We start from the raw sequence: 16,900 nt of genomic DNA on the forward strand, positions 1-16,900 counted from the left end.
CATTCAGGTGCGGGGAGGGGCCTCATGCGGGAGCCGGTCGAGCTCAGGAGGCAGCGGATCCTGGCGGCCGTCGAGTCCCGGGGTTCGGCGCGGGTGAGCGACCTCGCCGCCGAACTCCAGGTGTCGGTGGTGACGGTGCGGCGGGACGTGGAGGAGCTGGCGCGGGAGGGCCGGCTGCGGCGAGGTCACGGTGTCGTGCGCTCCGCCCTCGCCGCCCAGGACCTGCCGGCGGCCCCGGTGCCGGACGGCGACGCGGTGGCCGTCGTCGTCCCGGAGCGGCACAGCTACCTGTACGAGTCGCTGCACGGCGCCCGCTCGGTGCTGGAGGCGGCCGGGAAGCGGATCGCGCTGCACATCGCGCCGCAGGTGGCGGGCGCCGAACGGCCGCTGGTGGAGCGGGCCCTCGCGGACGGCGCCACGGGCCTGCTGCTCGCCCCGCGCTGGCGCACCCGGGCCGACGAGGAGGGCGACTACGGCTGGCTCGCCGCGCTGGACGTGCCCGCGGTGCTGATGGAGCGGCGCCCCCGGCCGGGCGGCGCGCTGCACGCGATGGACTCGGTCTGCTCCGACCACGCCTACGGTGTCCACCTCGCCGTGCAGCACCTGGTGGGGCTCGGCCACCGGCGGATCGTGTTCGCCACCCGCGACGACAGCCCCACCGCGCGCACCCTGCGCTCCGCGTGCGCCCGGATCGCCGACGCGCATCCGCTGGTGGAGGAGTGGGCGTGGACGCTGTGCGCCCCGGAGGCCGGCCAGGACGGGCCGTACACGGAACAGGAGACGGCGGAGCTGTCCGCGCTGCTGCGCAAGGTGGGGGCCACGGCGGCGGTGCTGCACGGGGACGTGGACGCGCTGATGCTCGTCCAGCGGCTCGCGGACAACGGCGTACGGGTGCCGGAGGACTGCTCGGTCGTGGCGTACGACGACGTGGTGGCCGGACTCGGGACCACACCGCTGACGGCCGTCGCCCCGCCCAAGGCCGAGGTCGGACGGGCCGCGGCCGAGCTGCTGCTCCAGCGGCTCGGCACCCCGCGCGGCGGCGGGGGACCGGTGCGACGGACGGAGCTGCTGCCGACGCTGAGCGTACGCGGCTCCACCCGGGCGTGGACCGGCGTCACCGGATGAGCGCGATGAGCGCGATGAACGCGATGAACGCGTGAACGTGATGAGCGTTTGAACGTTTCATTTTCTTCTGATCGGTCTATTGACCGTTTGTCGTGAAGCGTTGAGGATTCCCGTGTCCCGAACAGGCGTGTCCCCGACACGCAGGAGCCGCGGGAGGCGCCATGCCCGGACGACCCAGCCGCCGGTCCGTGCTCGCCGCGATGGCCGCCGTACCCCTGACAGGAGCCGTGAGCGCCTGCAGCGGAGACAACGGTGCCTCGCCGGCACGCACGGGATCCACCACGCGCATCACCTTCTGGTCCGCCCTGCGCGGCAGCCAGGAAGTGGTCGACGCGTTCAACCGCACCCACCGGACCGTCCAGGTGGAGTTCCAGCAGATCCCCTCCGGCGGGCAGGGCGGCTACGCCAAACTCAGCAACGCCGCCCGGGCCGGCAACGCGCCCGACATCGCCACCATCGAGTATCCGCAGGTCCCCGGGTACGCCATCGACGGCGTGGCCCGCGACATCACCGACCTGGTCGGTGACGGTCTGCGCCGCAGGCTGCTGCCGCAGGCGCTCGGGCTGACCACCTTCGAGGGCCGGGTGTTCAGCGTGCCGCTGGACGTCGAGCCGATGGTGATGCACTACCGCGCCGACCTGTTCGACCGGTACGGACTGAAGGCCGCCCGCACCTGGGACGAGTTCGCCGAACAGGCCGCCACCGTGCGCCGCAAGGCGCCCGGCCGGCGGCTGGTGCTGTTCCCCACCGACGGCATGACCCAGTTCGCCGCGTACGCCTGGCAGGCCGGCGCCCGGTGGTTCGACACCTCGGGCGGCGCCTGGAACGTCTCCCTCGCCGACGCGCCCTCCCGGAAGGTCGCCGCCTACTGGCAGCGGCTCATCGACCGCGACGACGTCTTCCTGAACGCCGTCGAGAGCCGGCAGTCCGACGCCCAGATCGGAGGCGGCCTGGTCCTCACCCGGCTCAGCGGCGCCTGGGACGCCGGCGCGCAGATGAACGCGCGGCCAGGGCAGAAGGGGCAGTGGCGGATCGCGCCGCTGCCACAGTGGGACACCGGCAGCCCCTCCGTCGGCACGCACGGCGGCTCGACCTTCGCGATCACCAAGGACAGCCGGCATCCCGAGGCCGCCATGGAGTTCATCGAGTGGCAGGTCTCCCACCCCGACGCCCTGCGCGCCCGCCTGTCCAGCGGCACCAGCAGCCAGTACCCGGCCGCACCCGGCCTGGTCGCGGTGGGCCGCGACGCGTTCGACCGCTCGTACTACGGCGGACAGGACATCTACACCCTGTTCGAGCAGGAGGCCGGGAAGATCGGCGGGAACTGGCTCTGGGGGCCGCGGATGAGCGCGACGCAGAAGGTCATGCAGGACTCCTTCGCCCGCGTCGGCGGCGGTCAGGGCACCCTCGTCGAGTCCCTGCGCACCGCCCAGGAGGGCACCATGCCCGACCTCAGGGCCCTGGGCCTGTCCACCACCCAGCACAGCACCTGAGCCGACGAAAGGCAGGTGACACCCCATGACCACGACCACCCGCACCCGGGGGCCGGCCGGCGCCACCCGCGCCGGTGCCCCGGCCCCCTCCGCGTCGGGCCCGCGTGCCCGCAGAGCGGCCAGGCGCCGTCAACTGACCGCCGCGGGCGTCCTGATGACGCCGTTCTTCGCCCTGCTGGTCACCGTCTTCCTGATCCCCGTCGGCACGGCCGTATACCTCAGCTTCTACAGCGACGACCAGCCCGGCCTGGGCTTCGGCCCCGAGCGCCGGATCTTCGTCGGGCTGCGCTCCTACGCGGCCGTGCTCACCGACCCGACCTTCCTCGGCGGGCTCGGCACGGTCGCCCTGTACTGCCTGATCTACATCCCGCTCATGGTCGTCGGCGCGCTCGCGCTCGCCCTGCTGCTGGACTCCGGAGTGGTGAGGCTGCGCGCCTTCGCCCAGCTCGGCCTGTTCCTGCCGCACGCGGTGCCCGGCATCATCGCGGCCCTGATCTGGCTGTACCTCTACACGCCCGGCATCAGCCCGGTCATCGAACTGTTCGCCCAGGGCGACATCACGATCGACTTCCTCGGCGTGCACACGGTGATCCCGTCCATCGTGAACATCGCCCTGTGGAGCAACCTCGGCTACAACATGGTGGTCTTCTACGCCGCGTTGCAGGCCGTGCCGCGCGAGGTGATCGAGGCCTCCGTGGTGGACGGCGCGGGACCGGTGCGCACCGCGCTCCAGGTCAAGACGCCCCTGGTACGCGCCTCCATCGTCATGGTCGCGATCTTCACCCTGATCTGGGCGCTCCAGCTCTTCACCGAGCCCATGCTGCTCAGCCAGTCCTCCCCGATGATCAGCGCCCGGTTCTCACCGAGCATGTACATCTACGACGCGGCCTTCACCCGCAACAACTACAGCCTCGCGGCGGCCGCCTCGGTCGTCCTGCTCGTCTGCACCATCGCCCTGTCCTACGGCGTCACCCGCTTCACCAGCCGCGCCGACGCCCCGGAGGAGGCCCGATGAGCGCCACCGACAGCTCCCCGCTCCGCCCGAGGCTGCTGGGCCGCGCCACCGTCAACGTGGTCGTCGCGGTCTCCGTGCTCTACACGCTGCTGCCGGTGCTGTGGCTGGTGCTGGCCGCCTCGAAGAACCGCGACGCGCTGTTCGGCAGCGACCTGCTGTCCCTGAGCGACTTCTCCTTCCTGCGGAACCTGAAGGACCTGTTCGCCATGGACGGCGGGCTGTACGGCCGCTGGTACGTCAACAGCCTGCTGTACGCGGTCCTCGGCGCCGCCCTCGGCGCGCTGGTGAGCGTCGCCTGCGGCTACGCCTTCGACAAGTACCGCTTCCGCCACAAGGAGAAGCTGTTCGGCCTGGTCCTCGCGGCGGTCATGGTGCCGCAGACGGTGCTCGCGCTGCCGCTGTACCTGATGGCCTCCGAAACCGGCCTGGTCAACACCTTCTGGGCGGTGTTCGTCCCGGTGCTGTTCAATCCTTTCGGCGTCTATCTCGGCCGCATCTTCAGCCGGGGCTACGTGCCCGACGAGGTGCTGGAGGCCGCGCGGGTGGACGGCGCCGGCGAGCTGACCACCTACGTCCGGGTGGCGCTCAGGATGCTCGGCCCCGGCCTGGTCACCGTCTTCCTCTTCCAGCTCACCGCGATCTGGAACAACTTCTTCCTGCCCATGGTGATGCTGTCCGACCAGGACCTGTACCCCGTCAGCCTCGGCCTGTACCAGTGGAACAGCTCCGCGTCCGTCTCGCCGGAGTACTACCCCGTCGTCATCATGGGGTCCCTGCTCGCCGTGCTGCCGCTCATCCTCGCCTTCACCCTGCTCCAGCGCTTCTGGCGCAGCGGCCTGACCGCCGGCGCCGTGAAGTGATTCCGCCCGCACAAGGAGTTCCACCGCCACCATGACCGAGTCCACGCCCGGCCCCCGCCCCCGCGCCGCACTGGCCATGTCCCCGGACGTCGCCTCGGCGGTCCTCGACGACGAGTCGCTCGCGGCCCTCGCCGCGCTGTGCGACCTCGCACCGCTCCCGGTCCTGGACGACCTGACCACGCCCCGCGCCTGCACCGTGCTCGAAGGCGTCGACCTGCTGGTCACCGGCTGGGGCTGTCCGCCCCTGGACGCGGACGTGCTGCGGACGGCGCCCCGGCTGCGGGCCGTCGTGCACACCGCGGGCAGCGTACGCGGCCATGTCACCGACGCCTGCTGGGACCGCGGCGTCGAGGTGTCCTCCGCCGCCGCGGCCAACGCCGTCCCGGTCGCCGAGTACACCCTCGCCATGATCCTGCTCACCGGGAAACAGGTCCTGGAGAGCGCGCGCGACTACCGTGCCTCGCGCACCCGGCCGGACTGGCTGCGCACCTCCCGCTCGGTCGGCAACCACCGCCGTACCGTCGGCATCCTGTCCGCCTCCCTCATCGGCCGCCGGGTCATCGGCCTGCTGCGCCCGCACGACGTCGACGTGCTGCTGTACGACCCGTTCGTCGACGAGGCCGGGGCGAGGGAACTCGGCGTCGAACGCGTCGGCCTGACCGAGCTGTTCCGGCGCAGCGACACCGTGAGCGTGCACACCCCGCTGCTGCCCGAGACCCGCGGACTGGTCAGCGGCGAACTGATCGGCTCCATGCGCCCCGGCGCCGTACTGATCAACACCGCGCGCGGCGCGGTCGTCGACCAGGACGCGCTCGCCGACGCCGCGCTGGCCGGCCGCGTCCGCGCCGTGCTCGACGTGACCGACCCCGAAGTCCTGCCGCCCGAGCACCCGTTGTGGGAGTGCGACAACGTCCTCCTCACCCCCCACCTCGCCGGCTCCCAGGGCAACGAGTGGCGCCGGCTGGCCGATCTCGCCCTCTCCGAGATCGCGCGCTGGACCTCGGGCGAGGGCTTCCTCCACCCCGTACGACGCGAAAGGCTGGCCTTCCTGGCATGAGCATCCCCTTCGAACTGCCCGCCGACGACCACGACGTCAGTCCCCGCACCGGCTACACCCGCGCCCACTGGGAGGCCGTGGCCGACGGGCTCCTCGCGGCGGCCTGGCGCTGGAGCACCCCCGGCTGCGCGCTGCTGGACCTGCCGGGACGCCCCTCCCGCTCGGGAGTGCGCTCCGACGGACTCGAGGGCTACGCCAGGACGTTCCTCGCCGCCGCCTTCCGCGTCGCGGGCGCGGACGGGGACGACCCGCACGGACTGCTGGAGCGGTACGCGAGCGGACTCGCCGCCGGTACCCGCACCCCCGGCCGCGACGACACCGAGTCCTGGCCGCTGATCCTCGACCACGACGTGCAGGGCCAGCCCATGGTCGAGTCGGCGTCCGTCGCGCTCGGCCTGCGGCTCACCGCGCCCTGGCTGTGGAAGCGGCTCGACCCCGGTGTGCAGGACCGCGCGGAGGAATGGCTGCGGGGCGCGCTGCGGCACACCCCGGCGCCCAACAACTGGTACCTCTTCCCGTACACGGTCGCCGGGTTCCTGGAGTCCGTCGGACGCGGCGACGCCGAGACGGCTGCGGCCCGGCGGCGGGCGCTGGACCTGCTGGAGAGCTGGTACCGGGGCGACGGCTGGTACGCCGACGGGGACGGACGCGCCTTCGACCACTACAACGGCTGGGCCCTGCACCTGTACCCGGTCCTCGACGCCCGTCTCGCGGGCGACGAGGAGGCGTCGGCCCACCACGGCGCACGGCTGCGCGCCCATCTGGAGGGCTACGCCCTGATGTCCGGCGCGGACGGGGCGCCGCTGCACTTCGGCCGGTCGCTGACGTACCGCTTCGCCGCCTCGGCGGCCGTCGCGCTGGGCGCCGTCACCGGCCACACCCCGCTGACCCCGGGCGCCTCCCGGCGCATCGCCAGCGGCAGCCTGCGCCACTTCCTGGACCGGGGCGCGCTGACCGCCGACGGCCTGCTGAGCCTGGGCTGGTACGGCCCGCACGAGGCCGGTCTGCAGGGCTACTCCGGCCCGGCGTCACCGTACTGGGCCTCGAAGGCGTTCGTCGCGCTGCTCGCCCCCGCCGGCCACGCGTTCTGGACGGCCCGCGAGGAGCCGGCACCGGTGGAGGAGTCCGACCGCGTGCTGGCGCTGCCGGCGCCGGGACTGCTGGTCCAGGCGACCCGCGCCGACGGGATCGTACGGCTGCACAACCACGGCAGCGACCACGTGCGCCCGCACGAGGGCGAGACGGCGGACGGGGACGACCCGCACTACGGGCGCCAGGCCTACTCCACCCGCACCGGCCCCACCGCACCCGGCAACGTCGCCGACAACCACCTGTCGGTGGAGACCGGCGGCCGGTCCAGTGTGCGCCGCCGCATCCACCCCCTGGGCGCGGGACACGGCGACGACTGGGGCTGGGCGGCCTCATGGCACCGGCCCGTGTTCGCCGGCGGTCCACCGATGGTCCCGGGCCTGCGGGTGGAGAGCGTGACGGTGGCGCGCGGCCGCCACGAGCTGCGCGTGCACCGCGTCGTGGGGGCGCCGGAGGGAGCCCGTGTCACCCACACCGGCTGGGCCACCGGCCCCGAGGAGCCGCTGACCTCCGCCCTGTACGGCCTGTACGGCTGGGACGACCCGTCCCCCGCCCCGGTCCGCGCCCCCCAGGGCACGGCCTGGACCCGCTGGGCCCACGTCCCGCGCCTCACCGGCGGGTGTGCGGGCACCTCCGTGCACATCGCTCTGGCCTCCCTCACGGCGGACCCGGACGCCGCGCCCCTGTCGGAGGCCGTCGAGGAGGTCCGGGTGGTCGGCGGGACGGCCGAGGTCCTCTGGGCCGGAGGCACGGCCCGTACCCGGATCGCCTTCGAGCCGGTGGAGGTGCGTCACACGGAGCGGTGAGCAGCCGGGACGACGTCAGGACCGCGCGTCGTCGTCGCTCTTCGGGGCCTGCTCGGTGCTGTCGGGCGTGGTGTAGAAGACCGACGAACCCTGCTTGGTGCGCTGGGCCTGGTTGCGGGCGACCAGGCCCTCCAGGGTGCTGCGCACGACCGTGGTCTTGACGGAGCGCTCGGGGTGGGCCTGTTCGAGCGCGCCGGCGACCTCCGCCGCCGAGCGGGGCTCGCTCTGCTCCTCCAGGTGCCGGCGGACGAGCTCGACCAGCTTGGGCCCGTCCGCCTTCGCGGCGGGCGGCTTGCGCGTGGACTTCCCGGACGCGGCGGGCTTCCCGGACGTGGTGGACTCCCCCGACGCGGTGGACTTCCCGGACGCGGTGCGCGCGGCGGCCGTCCTCCTCGCCCGCTTCGGCTTCTTCGCGCCCGGCCCGGTGACCGACGTGGCCCGCGACGCGGTACCGGACTCGGCACCACCCTTCCTGCGCGGCGCCGGCACGGTCGCACCGTCCGGCACCGTGTCGGCCTCCGGCGCGCCCACGCCCTCCGGCGCGTCCGCCGGCTGCGACGTGCCCACGGCCTCGGCGGGCGCCTGGACGAGCCCCAGTGCCTGCTGCATGTTCACCAGGATGGTGTGGTCGTGCTGAAGCACGGCCAACCGCTCCTGCAGCGCGGCGATCTCCGCGGTGACCCGCTCCTGCTCCTTGACGTTGCGCTCCAGATCCCCCGCGACCTGAGCGGAGTACTGCGAGGTGAGGTCGGTGGCCGCGGTCGAGTTCTCGGACATGGCGGTGCCCCTTTCTGCCCGTTGGTTCCCTCGGTGGCCAGCCATGGTACGGCCGAGCGCGGTTGACCGTTTCTTCTGCGCGGTCATCGGTTGACGTTCTCACGCGGCACGAGGGACGGCACGGACCCGAGGAACGTTGTGCGCACGCCATTGACAAGAGGGGCGCGAGCCGGAAACTTCAATCCGGATACCGCAAGAAATCAACTGTCCAGCGCAAAAGCTGTACTTGTCCATGGCAATCCATGGCAGGAGCGCCGACTGCCTGGTCGGCCACCCGCCCCAGCACCCGCCGCGGAACGAGGACCTCATGAGACGGAAGCGTTTCGGCCTGCGGACGATCACCGGCCTGCTCCTGGCCGGCCTGGTCGCCGTCGGCCTCCCACCCGGTACGGCCGCCGCCGCGTCGACAGCGGCCCGTGGCCCCAACATGGCGCTCGGCAAGAGCGCCACGGCCGGCGGCTCCCACGCCGGCTACCCCGCCGCCCACGTGACCGACGGCAGCCGGCTGAGCTACTGGGAGGGCCCGACGGGGGCCCTCCCGCAGTGGATCCGCGTTGACCTGGGCGGCACCGTCAAGGCCGGGCAGGTCGTCCTCAAGCTGCCCACCGGCTGGGAGGCCCGTACCCAGACCCTCTCCGTCGAGGGCAGCACCGACGGCTCCTCCTTCACCGCGCTGTCCGGTTCCGCCGCCCACCGCTTCGACCCCGACGGCGGCAACACGGTCACCGTGGACTTCCCCGCCCGCGACGTGCGCCACGTCCACGTCCGGGTGAGCGCCAACACCGGCTGGAACGCGGCACAGTTGTCGGAGATCGAGGTCTACGGCGACGACGACGGCGGCGATCCGGAGGAACCACCGGCCGACGGCACCGATCTGGCGCTCGGCAAGCCGATCGAAGCATCCTCCACAATTCACTCGTTCGTGGCGCCCAACGCCAACGACGGTCAGGTGGGCACCTACTGGGAGTCCAACGGCCACCCCGCCACCCTCACGGTCGAACTGGGTGCCGACGCGGACCTCAGCGGTGTCGTCGTCAAGCTCAACCCCGACGCCGCCTGGGCGAAGCGGACCCAGAGCATCGAAGTCCTGGGCAGGCGACAGGCGTCGGACGGCTTCACCTCGCTGAAGGCCCGCGCCGACTACACCTTCGACCCCGGCACCGGCGGCAACACCGTCACCATCCCGGTCACCGGCCGCTACGCCGACGTACGACTGGACTTCACCCACAACTCCGCCGGATACGGCGCCCAGGTCGCCGAGTTGCAGGTCATGGGCACCGCCGCACCCCACCCCGACCTGGTCGTCTCCGACCTCACCTGGACACCGGCGTCCCCCACCGAGACGGACGCCGTCACCGTGCGCGCGACCGTACGCAACGCCGGGTCGGCCGCGTCCGCCGCCGCCACCCTCGACGTCAGCCTGGAGGGCACCGTCGCGGGCAGCGCCCCCGTCGGCGCGCTCGCCGCGGGCGCCTCCACGACCGTCTCCGTGGACGTGGGCCGGCGCGCCCGGGGCAGTTACACCGTGTCCGCCGTGGTCGACCCCACGGACACCGTCCCCGAGCAGGACGACACCAACAACAGCCGTACCGCCACCGGTGAACTGGCCGTCGCGCAGAGCCCGGGCCCCGATCTGGAGGTGACCGGCATCAGAACCGACCCGGCGAGCCCCGCCACGGGCGCGTCGGTCTCCTTCACCGTCTCCGTGCACAACCGGGGTACCTCCGCGGCCCCCGCCGGCTCCGTGACCCGTCTCGCCGTCGGTGACAGGGCCCTCGACGGCACCGCCGGCACCATCGCCGCCGGCGCCACCGCCGAGGTCCGCATCAGCGGCACCTGGACCGCCACCGGCGGCGCGAGCATCCTCACCGCCACCGCGGACGCCACGGACACCGTCGACGAGACCGACGAGAACAACAACATCCTCACCCGCTCGATCGTGGTCGGCCGCGGCGCCGCCGTGCCGTACACCGAGTACGAGGCCGAGGACGGCACCTACCGGGGCACCCTCCTCACCGCCGACGCCAAGCGGACCTTCGGCCACACCAACTTCGCCACCGAGTCCTCCGGACGCGAGTCGGTCCGCCTCGACTCCACCGGCCAGTACGTCCAGTTCAGCTCCACGAACCCGGCCAACTCGATCGTCGTACGCAACTCGATCCCCGACGCCCCCGCGGGCGGCGGCACCGAAGCCACCCTCAGCCTCTACGCCGACGGCGAGTTCGTGCGGAAGATCGGCCTCAGCTCCAAGCACAGCTGGCTGTACGGCGACACCGACGACCCCGAGGGGCTCACCAACACCCCGCGGAGCGACGCCCGCCGCCTCTTCGACGAGTCCCACGCCCTGCTCGGCGCGACCTACCCGGCGGGCACCGTCTTCCGGCTCCAGCGCGACGCCGGCGACACCGCCGCCTTCTACGTCGTCGACCTGGTCGACCTGGAGCAGGTGGCCCCACCCGCCGAGAAGCCCGCCGGATGCGTCCCCATCACGGAGTACGGCGCCGTGCCCAACGACGGCATCGACGACACCGACGCCCTCCAGCGCGCCGTGACCGCCGACCAGAACGGACAGATCGGCTGTGTCTGGATCCCGCCGGGCCAGTGGCGCCAGGAACAGAAGATCCTCACCGACGACCCGCAGAACCGCGGCCAGTACAACCAGGTCGGCATCCGCGACGTCACCATCAGGGGCGCCGGCATGTGGCACTCCCAGCTCCACACGCTGACACCCCCGCACCAGGCGGGCGGCATCAACCACCCCCACGAGGGCAACTTCGGCTTCGACATCGACGACAACACCACGATCTCGGACATCGCGATCTTCGGCTCGGGCACCATCCGCGGCGGCGACGGCGGAGCCGAGGGCGGGGTCGGCCTCAACGGCCGGTTCGGCAAGGACACGAAGATCAGTAATGTGTGGATCGAACACGCCAACGTCGGTGTCTGGGTGGGTCGCGACCACAGCAACATCCCCGAGCTGTGGGGTCCGGCCGACGGACTGAGATTCAGCGGCATGCGGATCCGCAACACCTACGCGGACGGCATCAACTTCGCCAACGGAACACGTAATTCCGAGGTGGAGAACTCGTCATTCCGCAACACCGGAGACGACGCGCTCGCGGTGTGGGCCAGCAAGTACGTCAAGGACCCGTCGGTCGACATCGGCCATGACAACCACTTCCGCAACAACACCGTCCAACTGCCCTGGCGTGCCAACGGCATCGCCGTCTACGGCGGCTATGGCAACACCATCGAGAGCAACCTCGTGTACGACACGATGAACTACCCCGGCATCATGCTGGCGACCGACCACGACCCGCTGCCCTTCTCCGGACAGACCCTCATCGCCGACAACGGCCTGTACCGCACCGGCGGCGCCTTCTGGAACGAGGACCAGGAGTTCGGGGCGATCACCTTGTTCGCCCAGGGGCCGGACATCCCCGGCGTGGTCATCCGCGACACCGACATCCACGACTCCACCTACGACGGCATCCAGTTCAAGACCGGCGGGGGAGCGGTGCCGGACGCCCGGATCACCGACGTCACCATCGACAGGTCCAACAACGGGTCCGGCATCCTCGCCATGAGCGGGGCCCGCGGCAGCGCCACCCTGACGGACGTCACCATCACCGGTTCGGCCGAAGGGGACGTGCTGATCGAACCCGGCTCGCAGTTCGTGATCAACCGGTAGCGCCACCCCCGCGCGCCACTCCGTCCGGCGGGCCCCTACTCCACTCGGAGTGCGGGCCCGTCACCCGGACGGCCCCCCTCCCGCGCTCCTCCCGGGCAGCGCAGATGGGGGACTTCGGCGGACTCGCGCGGGGAGCTGACGCGATTCCGGGAAGTCGAAGTCAGGCTGAGGACATGGCTTCATCGATCGACTGCCCGCCCCGTCCGCGTCACCGTGCTCCGTACCGTGCCCTCGTCCGTGTGCGTGGCCGGGCGGTGCCGGCGGCCGTCGCCCTCGCCGTGCTGGCGGTTCTGAGCGGATGCGGGGCGGACACCGGGGCCACGGCGCGGGACACCCCGGCGGCCACCGCACCCGCGGGCGGCGCACCGGGCACGGCCCGCACCGCGCCCGGCACCGCCGGCGCCACGCCGGGCCGGCCCGACGCCACGCCGGGCTCCGCCGGCCCCGCACAGGGCCGGCCCGGCGCCGCAGCGCGGACACGACCGCCCGCCCGGATCCCCGGCCTCGGCCCCCGGACCCGGGCGTGGATCCCCGCGACCGCCCGCCAGGTGGTCGTCGTCACCGGCCGCGGCAAGGACGCCAACCGCTCGAGGGTCGTGCTGTACCAGCACACCGGTTCCGGATGGGAGGGCGGCCCGGCATGGCCCGCGCACAACGCCCTCAAGGGCTGGACCGACGACCACTGGGCGGGCGACCTCCGCTCACCCATCGGCGTGTTCACCCTCACCGACGCCGGGGGGCTGCTGCCCGATCCCGGCACCGAGCTGCCGTACGACCGGTCGGAGGGGTTCGCGGTCGGCGGCACCGGCTTCGAGGGCGAGCCGCTGGAGGGCTCCTTCGACTACGTCATCGCCATCGACTACAACCGCGAGCCGGGCACGTCCCCGCTGGACCCGACCCGTCCGCTCGGTGCCGACCGGGGCGGCGGCATCTGGCTGCACGTCGACCACCAGGGGCCCACCCAGGGCTGCGTCAGCCTCTCGGAGCGCCACATGGAGGAACTCCTGCGCACCCTCGACCCGGACCGGCACCCGGTGATCGTCATGGGCGACGCCGACTCGCTGAGCCGGTGAACGGCCCGCCCGGCCGCGCGGGTCAGGGCGCGATGCCGACCCCTTCGACACGGCTCCACGCCTTCTCCCGCGCGGCCGTCATGGCCGGCCACGCCGTACCGCCCGGGCGCGGTTCGACACGCGAGGCGTACGACGACGGCCGGTACTCCGGCTCGTAGAAGCACCCGGTGTCATACGTACGGTCGAACGCGGCGCAGGACGCGGCGACCGACCGCGGTGTCGGCCGGTCACCGGTGCGTACCCAACGGTCCAGGGCGGCGATGGAGTTGGCGTACTCGGACGTGCTCAGCGCGCTGTGCTCGTGCTCGTCGGTGAACGTCTGCACCAGGTGCCGGTCCCGGTGGGCGCCGGCGAGCGTGTCACGGTAGGCCGCCTCGTGCTCGACGAACGCGGTGGGGTCGTCGACGGCGTGCAGGGTGAGCACCGGGATCCTCACCTTGCCGGTGAGGTCGCTGTCGTAGGACAGGTCGCGCTCGGCCGTCGGATCGGCGGTGAACCGTTCCACGCCCGCGTTGAGCGCCACGTCGTCGTGCGAACCGGAGTACCGTACGCCCTCGTTGGTGAACGGGTTGCGGTCACCCAGCCGCTTGTGCACGATGTCCCGGAACGTGAAGACCGAGAACCGCAGATGCGACTCCAGGGTGCGCTCGGGGATCTTCGTGACGGCGAGGATGTCGTCCAGGTTGCGCTGCTGGAGCGCGGTGCGCTCCTCGGGCGGGGACGCGTATCCGGTGCACTCCTGCAGCCGGGCGCGCATCCCGGTGGTCGTCAGCGTCGAGGTGGGGCGCAGGCCCTGCCACAGCGGGTACTGCGGCTCGCTCGGCCGCGGCAGGTTCTGGCAGTAGTACTGGTAGACGACGCGCAGGTCGACCCGGTAGTCGTAGCCCCGTGAGCCGCCGCCGAGGACGCCGTTGGTGAGCAGCGCGCCGTCGTAGGGGCCGCTCGCGCCGCCGTACATCTCGACGGTCTTGGCGGCCACGTTGCCGCCCCAGGACTGGCCGTGGAGGTACGTCCGCCGCGGCCGGCCGAACTCCTCGGTGAACAGGCGGCGGAGGTTCTCGGTGTCGGTCGCGGCCATCCGTGTGCCGTAACCGCCCCGGCGGTACGACGAACCGGCCCAGGCGTAGCCCTGGTCCACCATGACCTGCCAGCGCTCCAGGTCCCCGACACCGCGCCCGGGGTCGGACCCGTCACCCAGATCGGGGCCGCCGTGGGCGTGGACGACGAGTTTCTTGTTCCAGTGCTCGGGGATCGCGATCGCGTAGTACGCGCCGTTCGTGTCCCGGCCGGTGTAGCAGGTGGCCTTCTCCGCCAGACCGGTGGGGCAGGTGACGGGGGACGGGCCGGTGCTCTCGGCCCGGGCGGCCGGTGCCTGGACGAGTGCGCCGAGGACGGCGGCGGCGAGTCCCAGGCCCACCGCCCGTCGGCGGCCTCGGCGGGAACGGGGCGGTCGGGGGACGCGGGTGACGTGACGTGATCTGTTGCGCATGGGCCCGGATGCTAGGAACTCCGGTCCGGGAGGGCCATGGAATCGGTGTTTGCGTTCATAGTGTTCGCCCCCGCTCCTCACACGCCGGAGGGGCTGAGAACCAGCCCCTCCGGCGTGTGAGGAGCGGGGCCGGGGCGGAGCCCCGGTTCCGGGACGGGAAGGGGCGGCGGGGGCGAGGAAAGTCAGCCCTCGCCCCACGGCGGGCCGTCCTCGTCCCGCGGGGGCCGGGCCGCCGCTTCCCCCGCCGTCAGATGCTCCAGCACCTCGACCAGCTCCTGACAGGCCCGCTCCACGGAGCGCCGCGTATTGCGCTGCTCGGTGATCACCGCCGACAGCAACAGCGCGGTCAGCGCCAATGCCCCGTTGAATGCGTGAAGGTTGGCCAGAACCTCCACCTCGGTCAACTGTTTGAAGGGTCCGACACGATCGGTCGCCGCGATGGTGGCCATGACGGACGCGAACAGGGCACACACCATGCTGCCTCCGAGCTGGAACCGCAGGGCCGTCCAGATCAGCAGTGGGTAGACGGTGAACAGCAGACTGGCCGGGCTGCGCGTCGCCAGCGGGACGAGGACGCCCGCGATCACCGCCAGCCCCACCGCCTCCTTCCACCTCGACCAGTGCACCGGCGCACGCACCCGGTACAGCGTGAGCAGCACCGGGGCGACGAGCAGTACGCCCATCGCGTCACCCACCCACCACGCCAGCCACACCACCCAGAGGTTCCGCAGCGGGAGGTCGCCCGTGGCCACGAGAAGAGCGGCGCCGGCGGTCGCGCTGATCAGCATCGCCGGGAAGGCGCCGAGGAACACCAGATAAAGACAGTCCCGTAATCGGGTGAGATCGTTGCGGAAGCCCACCCTGCGGAGCAGGAGGTACCCGCACACCGGCGCGGCGGTGCTGCCGACGAGGACGCCCAGCGAGGACAGCCGCAGCGAGGTGAGGTGCATGAGGATCAGCAGGGCGCCGAGTGCGATGCCCACCCAGCAGCGCAGCCCGAAGATCAGCAGGCAGGCGACGGCCACTCCCGTCGGCGACCAGATGGGTGAGACCACCGCACCGCCGACGTGGAGTTCGCGCAGCAGCCCCAGCCGTCCCCCCGCGTAGTAGCAGGCGGCGACGACCAGCGTCTCGAGCACGAAGACAGCCGGTGTGCGAAGGTCCTGGCGAGCCACCACACAAGCCATCAGACACCGGGGCCGCCGCGTCGGCGAGGCGAGACGCGCGGGCCTGCGCCCCTATGGCCGAGTGGCCGGTCCGTCGTGCCCGAGCACCATGACGGCCGCGTCGTCGTCGTGCCCCACCCGCTCCGCCTGCTTGATCACGGCGGCGGCGAGCGCGTCCGTGTCCATGCGCGCGACCGCGGCGATGCCCGCCAGCCGCACCACTTGGTCCAGCCCCTCGTCGAGGTGCATGGAGGGTCCCTCCACCACCCCGTCGGTGAGCATCACGAACACCCCGCCCGTGTCCAGCCGGTACCGGGTGACGGGATAGGCCGCCTTGGACAGGATCCCCAGCGGGGGGCCTCCCTCGTCCTCGGTCACACCGGACCGGCCGTCCGCGGTGGCCCACACGCACGGCAGATGCCCGGCCCGTGCGCTCTCCAGCAGCCGGGTGACCGGATCGAGCCGCATGAAGGTGCAGGTGGCGAAGAGGTCCGAGCTGAGGGACAGCAGCAGTTCGTTGGTCCGGGCGAGGAGCTCGCCCGGTTCGCTGTCGACGGAGGCGAGCGCCCGGAGCCCGACCCGGACCTGTCCCATGAAGGCGGCCGCCTCGATGTTGTGCCCCTGGACGTCGCCGATCGACAGACCGATCCGGCCGTCGGGCATGGTGAAGGCGTCGTACCAGTCACCGCCGACGTTGAGACCCTGGTACGCGGGCGAGTACCGCACGGCCAGCCGCACACCGTCGGCGACGGGCAGCCCTCTCGGCAGCATGCCGCGCTGCAGGGCGATGGCCAGCTCGACCCGGGAGCGCTGCACCTCCGCCTGCGCACGCGCCTGTGCCGTCAGCGTCCCGAGCCTGACCAGAAGCTCGTCGCCGTCGTCCGTGGAGCCGGTGCGGGACATGGATCACTCACTCGGGCGAGGGCACCCGTACGCGTGGTGGCCGCCCTCGATGGACAAAGCTCTCATTTATATATGTAAAGGATGATAGTCAGAAGCGGTTCGGCCGGGCCAGTCCGTGCCCGGAGAGGCCGTCACGCCCGCGGCGAACGTGGCGGTTCCTCCGCGCTCGTCACACCCCGTCACCTGTGCGGCCGGGCGCCGGAGGGGCGGTGGGCGCGGTGCGGGATCGGCCCAGGGGCAGGGGAGCGGGGCCCGCCGTGACGACCCACCGCGCCTCGATGAGCGCGCCGGAGCGGGAACGCTCCGTGTCACCCGTCTCGATCTTCGCGACGCGGGGCTTCTCCCCGGTGCCGGCG

The 16,900-nt window shown here is 72.4% G+C and carries 12 protein-coding genes; 8 read left to right on the forward strand and 4 right to left on the reverse strand.

What is annotated here, in order from left to right; genetic code table 11:
* The first annotated feature begins 24 nt into the window (after positions 1 to 24).
* The 6 genes from ACF1DX_RS24900 to ACF1DX_RS24925 all read left to right on the forward strand — a co-directional run bounded on the left by ACF1DX_RS24900 (position 25) and on the right by ACF1DX_RS24925 (position 7,445).
* Complete coding sequence (locus ACF1DX_RS24900; protein WP_391793337.1) at positions 25 to 1,125, forward strand: substrate-binding domain-containing protein; 1,101 nt, start codon at positions 25 to 27, stop codon at positions 1,123 to 1,125.
* A 161-nt stretch (positions 1,126 to 1,286) separates the two neighbouring features.
* Positions 1,287 to 2,618, forward strand: a complete 1,332-nt coding sequence (locus tag ACF1DX_RS24905; protein ID WP_391793338.1) for an ABC transporter substrate-binding protein — start codon at positions 1,287 to 1,289, stop codon at positions 2,616 to 2,618.
* Between the two features lie 25 nt (positions 2,619 to 2,643).
* The gene (locus tag ACF1DX_RS24910) at positions 2,644 to 3,633 is read left to right on the forward strand and encodes a carbohydrate ABC transporter permease (RefSeq protein ID WP_391793339.1); all 990 of its coding nucleotides are present in this window, start codon (positions 2,644 to 2,646) and stop codon (positions 3,631 to 3,633) included.
* Positions 3,630 to 4,493, forward strand: a complete 864-nt coding sequence (locus ACF1DX_RS24915; RefSeq protein WP_391793340.1) for a carbohydrate ABC transporter permease — start codon at positions 3,630 to 3,632, stop codon at positions 4,491 to 4,493. Before ACF1DX_RS24910 ends, ACF1DX_RS24915 begins: the two co-directional genes overlap by 4 nt.
* Before the next feature lie 31 nt (positions 4,494 to 4,524).
* Positions 4,525 to 5,550, forward strand: coding sequence for a hydroxyacid dehydrogenase (locus tag ACF1DX_RS24920; protein WP_391793341.1), 1,026 nt, complete (start codon positions 4,525 to 4,527; stop codon positions 5,548 to 5,550).
* Entirely contained in the window at positions 5,547 to 7,445 is a 1,899-nt protein-coding gene (locus tag ACF1DX_RS24925; RefSeq protein ID WP_391793342.1) for a DUF2264 domain-containing protein, read from the forward strand. The genes ACF1DX_RS24920 and ACF1DX_RS24925 overlap by 4 nt, the downstream gene beginning before the upstream one ends.
* A 15-nt stretch (positions 7,446 to 7,460) precedes the next feature.
* Here ACF1DX_RS24925 and ACF1DX_RS24930 read toward each other — a convergent pair whose 3' ends face one another.
* Positions 7,461 to 8,222 (reverse strand): hypothetical protein, encoded by a 762-nt coding sequence (locus ACF1DX_RS24930; protein WP_391793343.1) that lies wholly within the window; start codon positions 8,220 to 8,222, stop codon positions 7,461 to 7,463.
* Between the two features lie 307 nt (positions 8,223 to 8,529).
* On the opposite strand from ACF1DX_RS24930, the gene ACF1DX_RS24935 reads away from it, so the two are divergent.
* Both ACF1DX_RS24935 and ACF1DX_RS24940 read left to right on the forward strand, forming a co-directional pair.
* Positions 8,530 to 11,913: a CARDB domain-containing protein gene (locus ACF1DX_RS24935; RefSeq protein WP_391793344.1), complete on the forward strand. Its 3,384-nt coding sequence runs from the start codon at positions 8,530 to 8,532 to the stop codon at positions 11,911 to 11,913.
* Between the two features lie 173 nt (positions 11,914 to 12,086).
* Positions 12,087 to 12,986, forward strand: a complete 900-nt coding sequence (locus tag ACF1DX_RS24940; protein ID WP_391793345.1) for a L,D-transpeptidase family protein — start codon at positions 12,087 to 12,089, stop codon at positions 12,984 to 12,986.
* Positions 12,987 to 13,008: 22 nt separating this feature from the next.
* Here ACF1DX_RS24940 and ACF1DX_RS24945 read toward each other — a convergent pair whose 3' ends face one another.
* The 3 genes from ACF1DX_RS24945 to ACF1DX_RS24955 all read right to left on the reverse strand — a co-directional run bounded on the left by ACF1DX_RS24945 (position 13,009) and on the right by ACF1DX_RS24955 (position 16,544).
* On the reverse strand, positions 13,009 to 14,475 hold the full coding sequence (locus ACF1DX_RS24945) for a hypothetical protein (RefSeq protein WP_391793346.1): 1,467 nt from the start codon (positions 14,473 to 14,475) through the stop codon (positions 13,009 to 13,011).
* Between the two features lie 182 nt (positions 14,476 to 14,657).
* A complete protein-coding gene (locus ACF1DX_RS24950) occupies positions 14,658 to 15,662 on the reverse strand; it encodes an MASE1 domain-containing protein (protein WP_391793347.1) in 1,005 nt (334 codons plus the stop codon).
* 51 nt (positions 15,663 to 15,713) lie between these two features.
* Positions 15,714 to 16,544, reverse strand: a complete 831-nt coding sequence (locus ACF1DX_RS24955; protein WP_391793348.1) for a PP2C family protein-serine/threonine phosphatase — start codon at positions 16,542 to 16,544, stop codon at positions 15,714 to 15,716.
* Positions 16,545 to 16,900 lie beyond the last annotated feature (356 nt).

Origin of the sequence: Streptomyces sp. NPDC014676, assembly GCF_043084105.1 — a bacterium.
Taxonomy (GTDB): domain Bacteria; phylum Actinomycetota; class Actinomycetes; order Streptomycetales; family Streptomycetaceae; genus Streptomyces.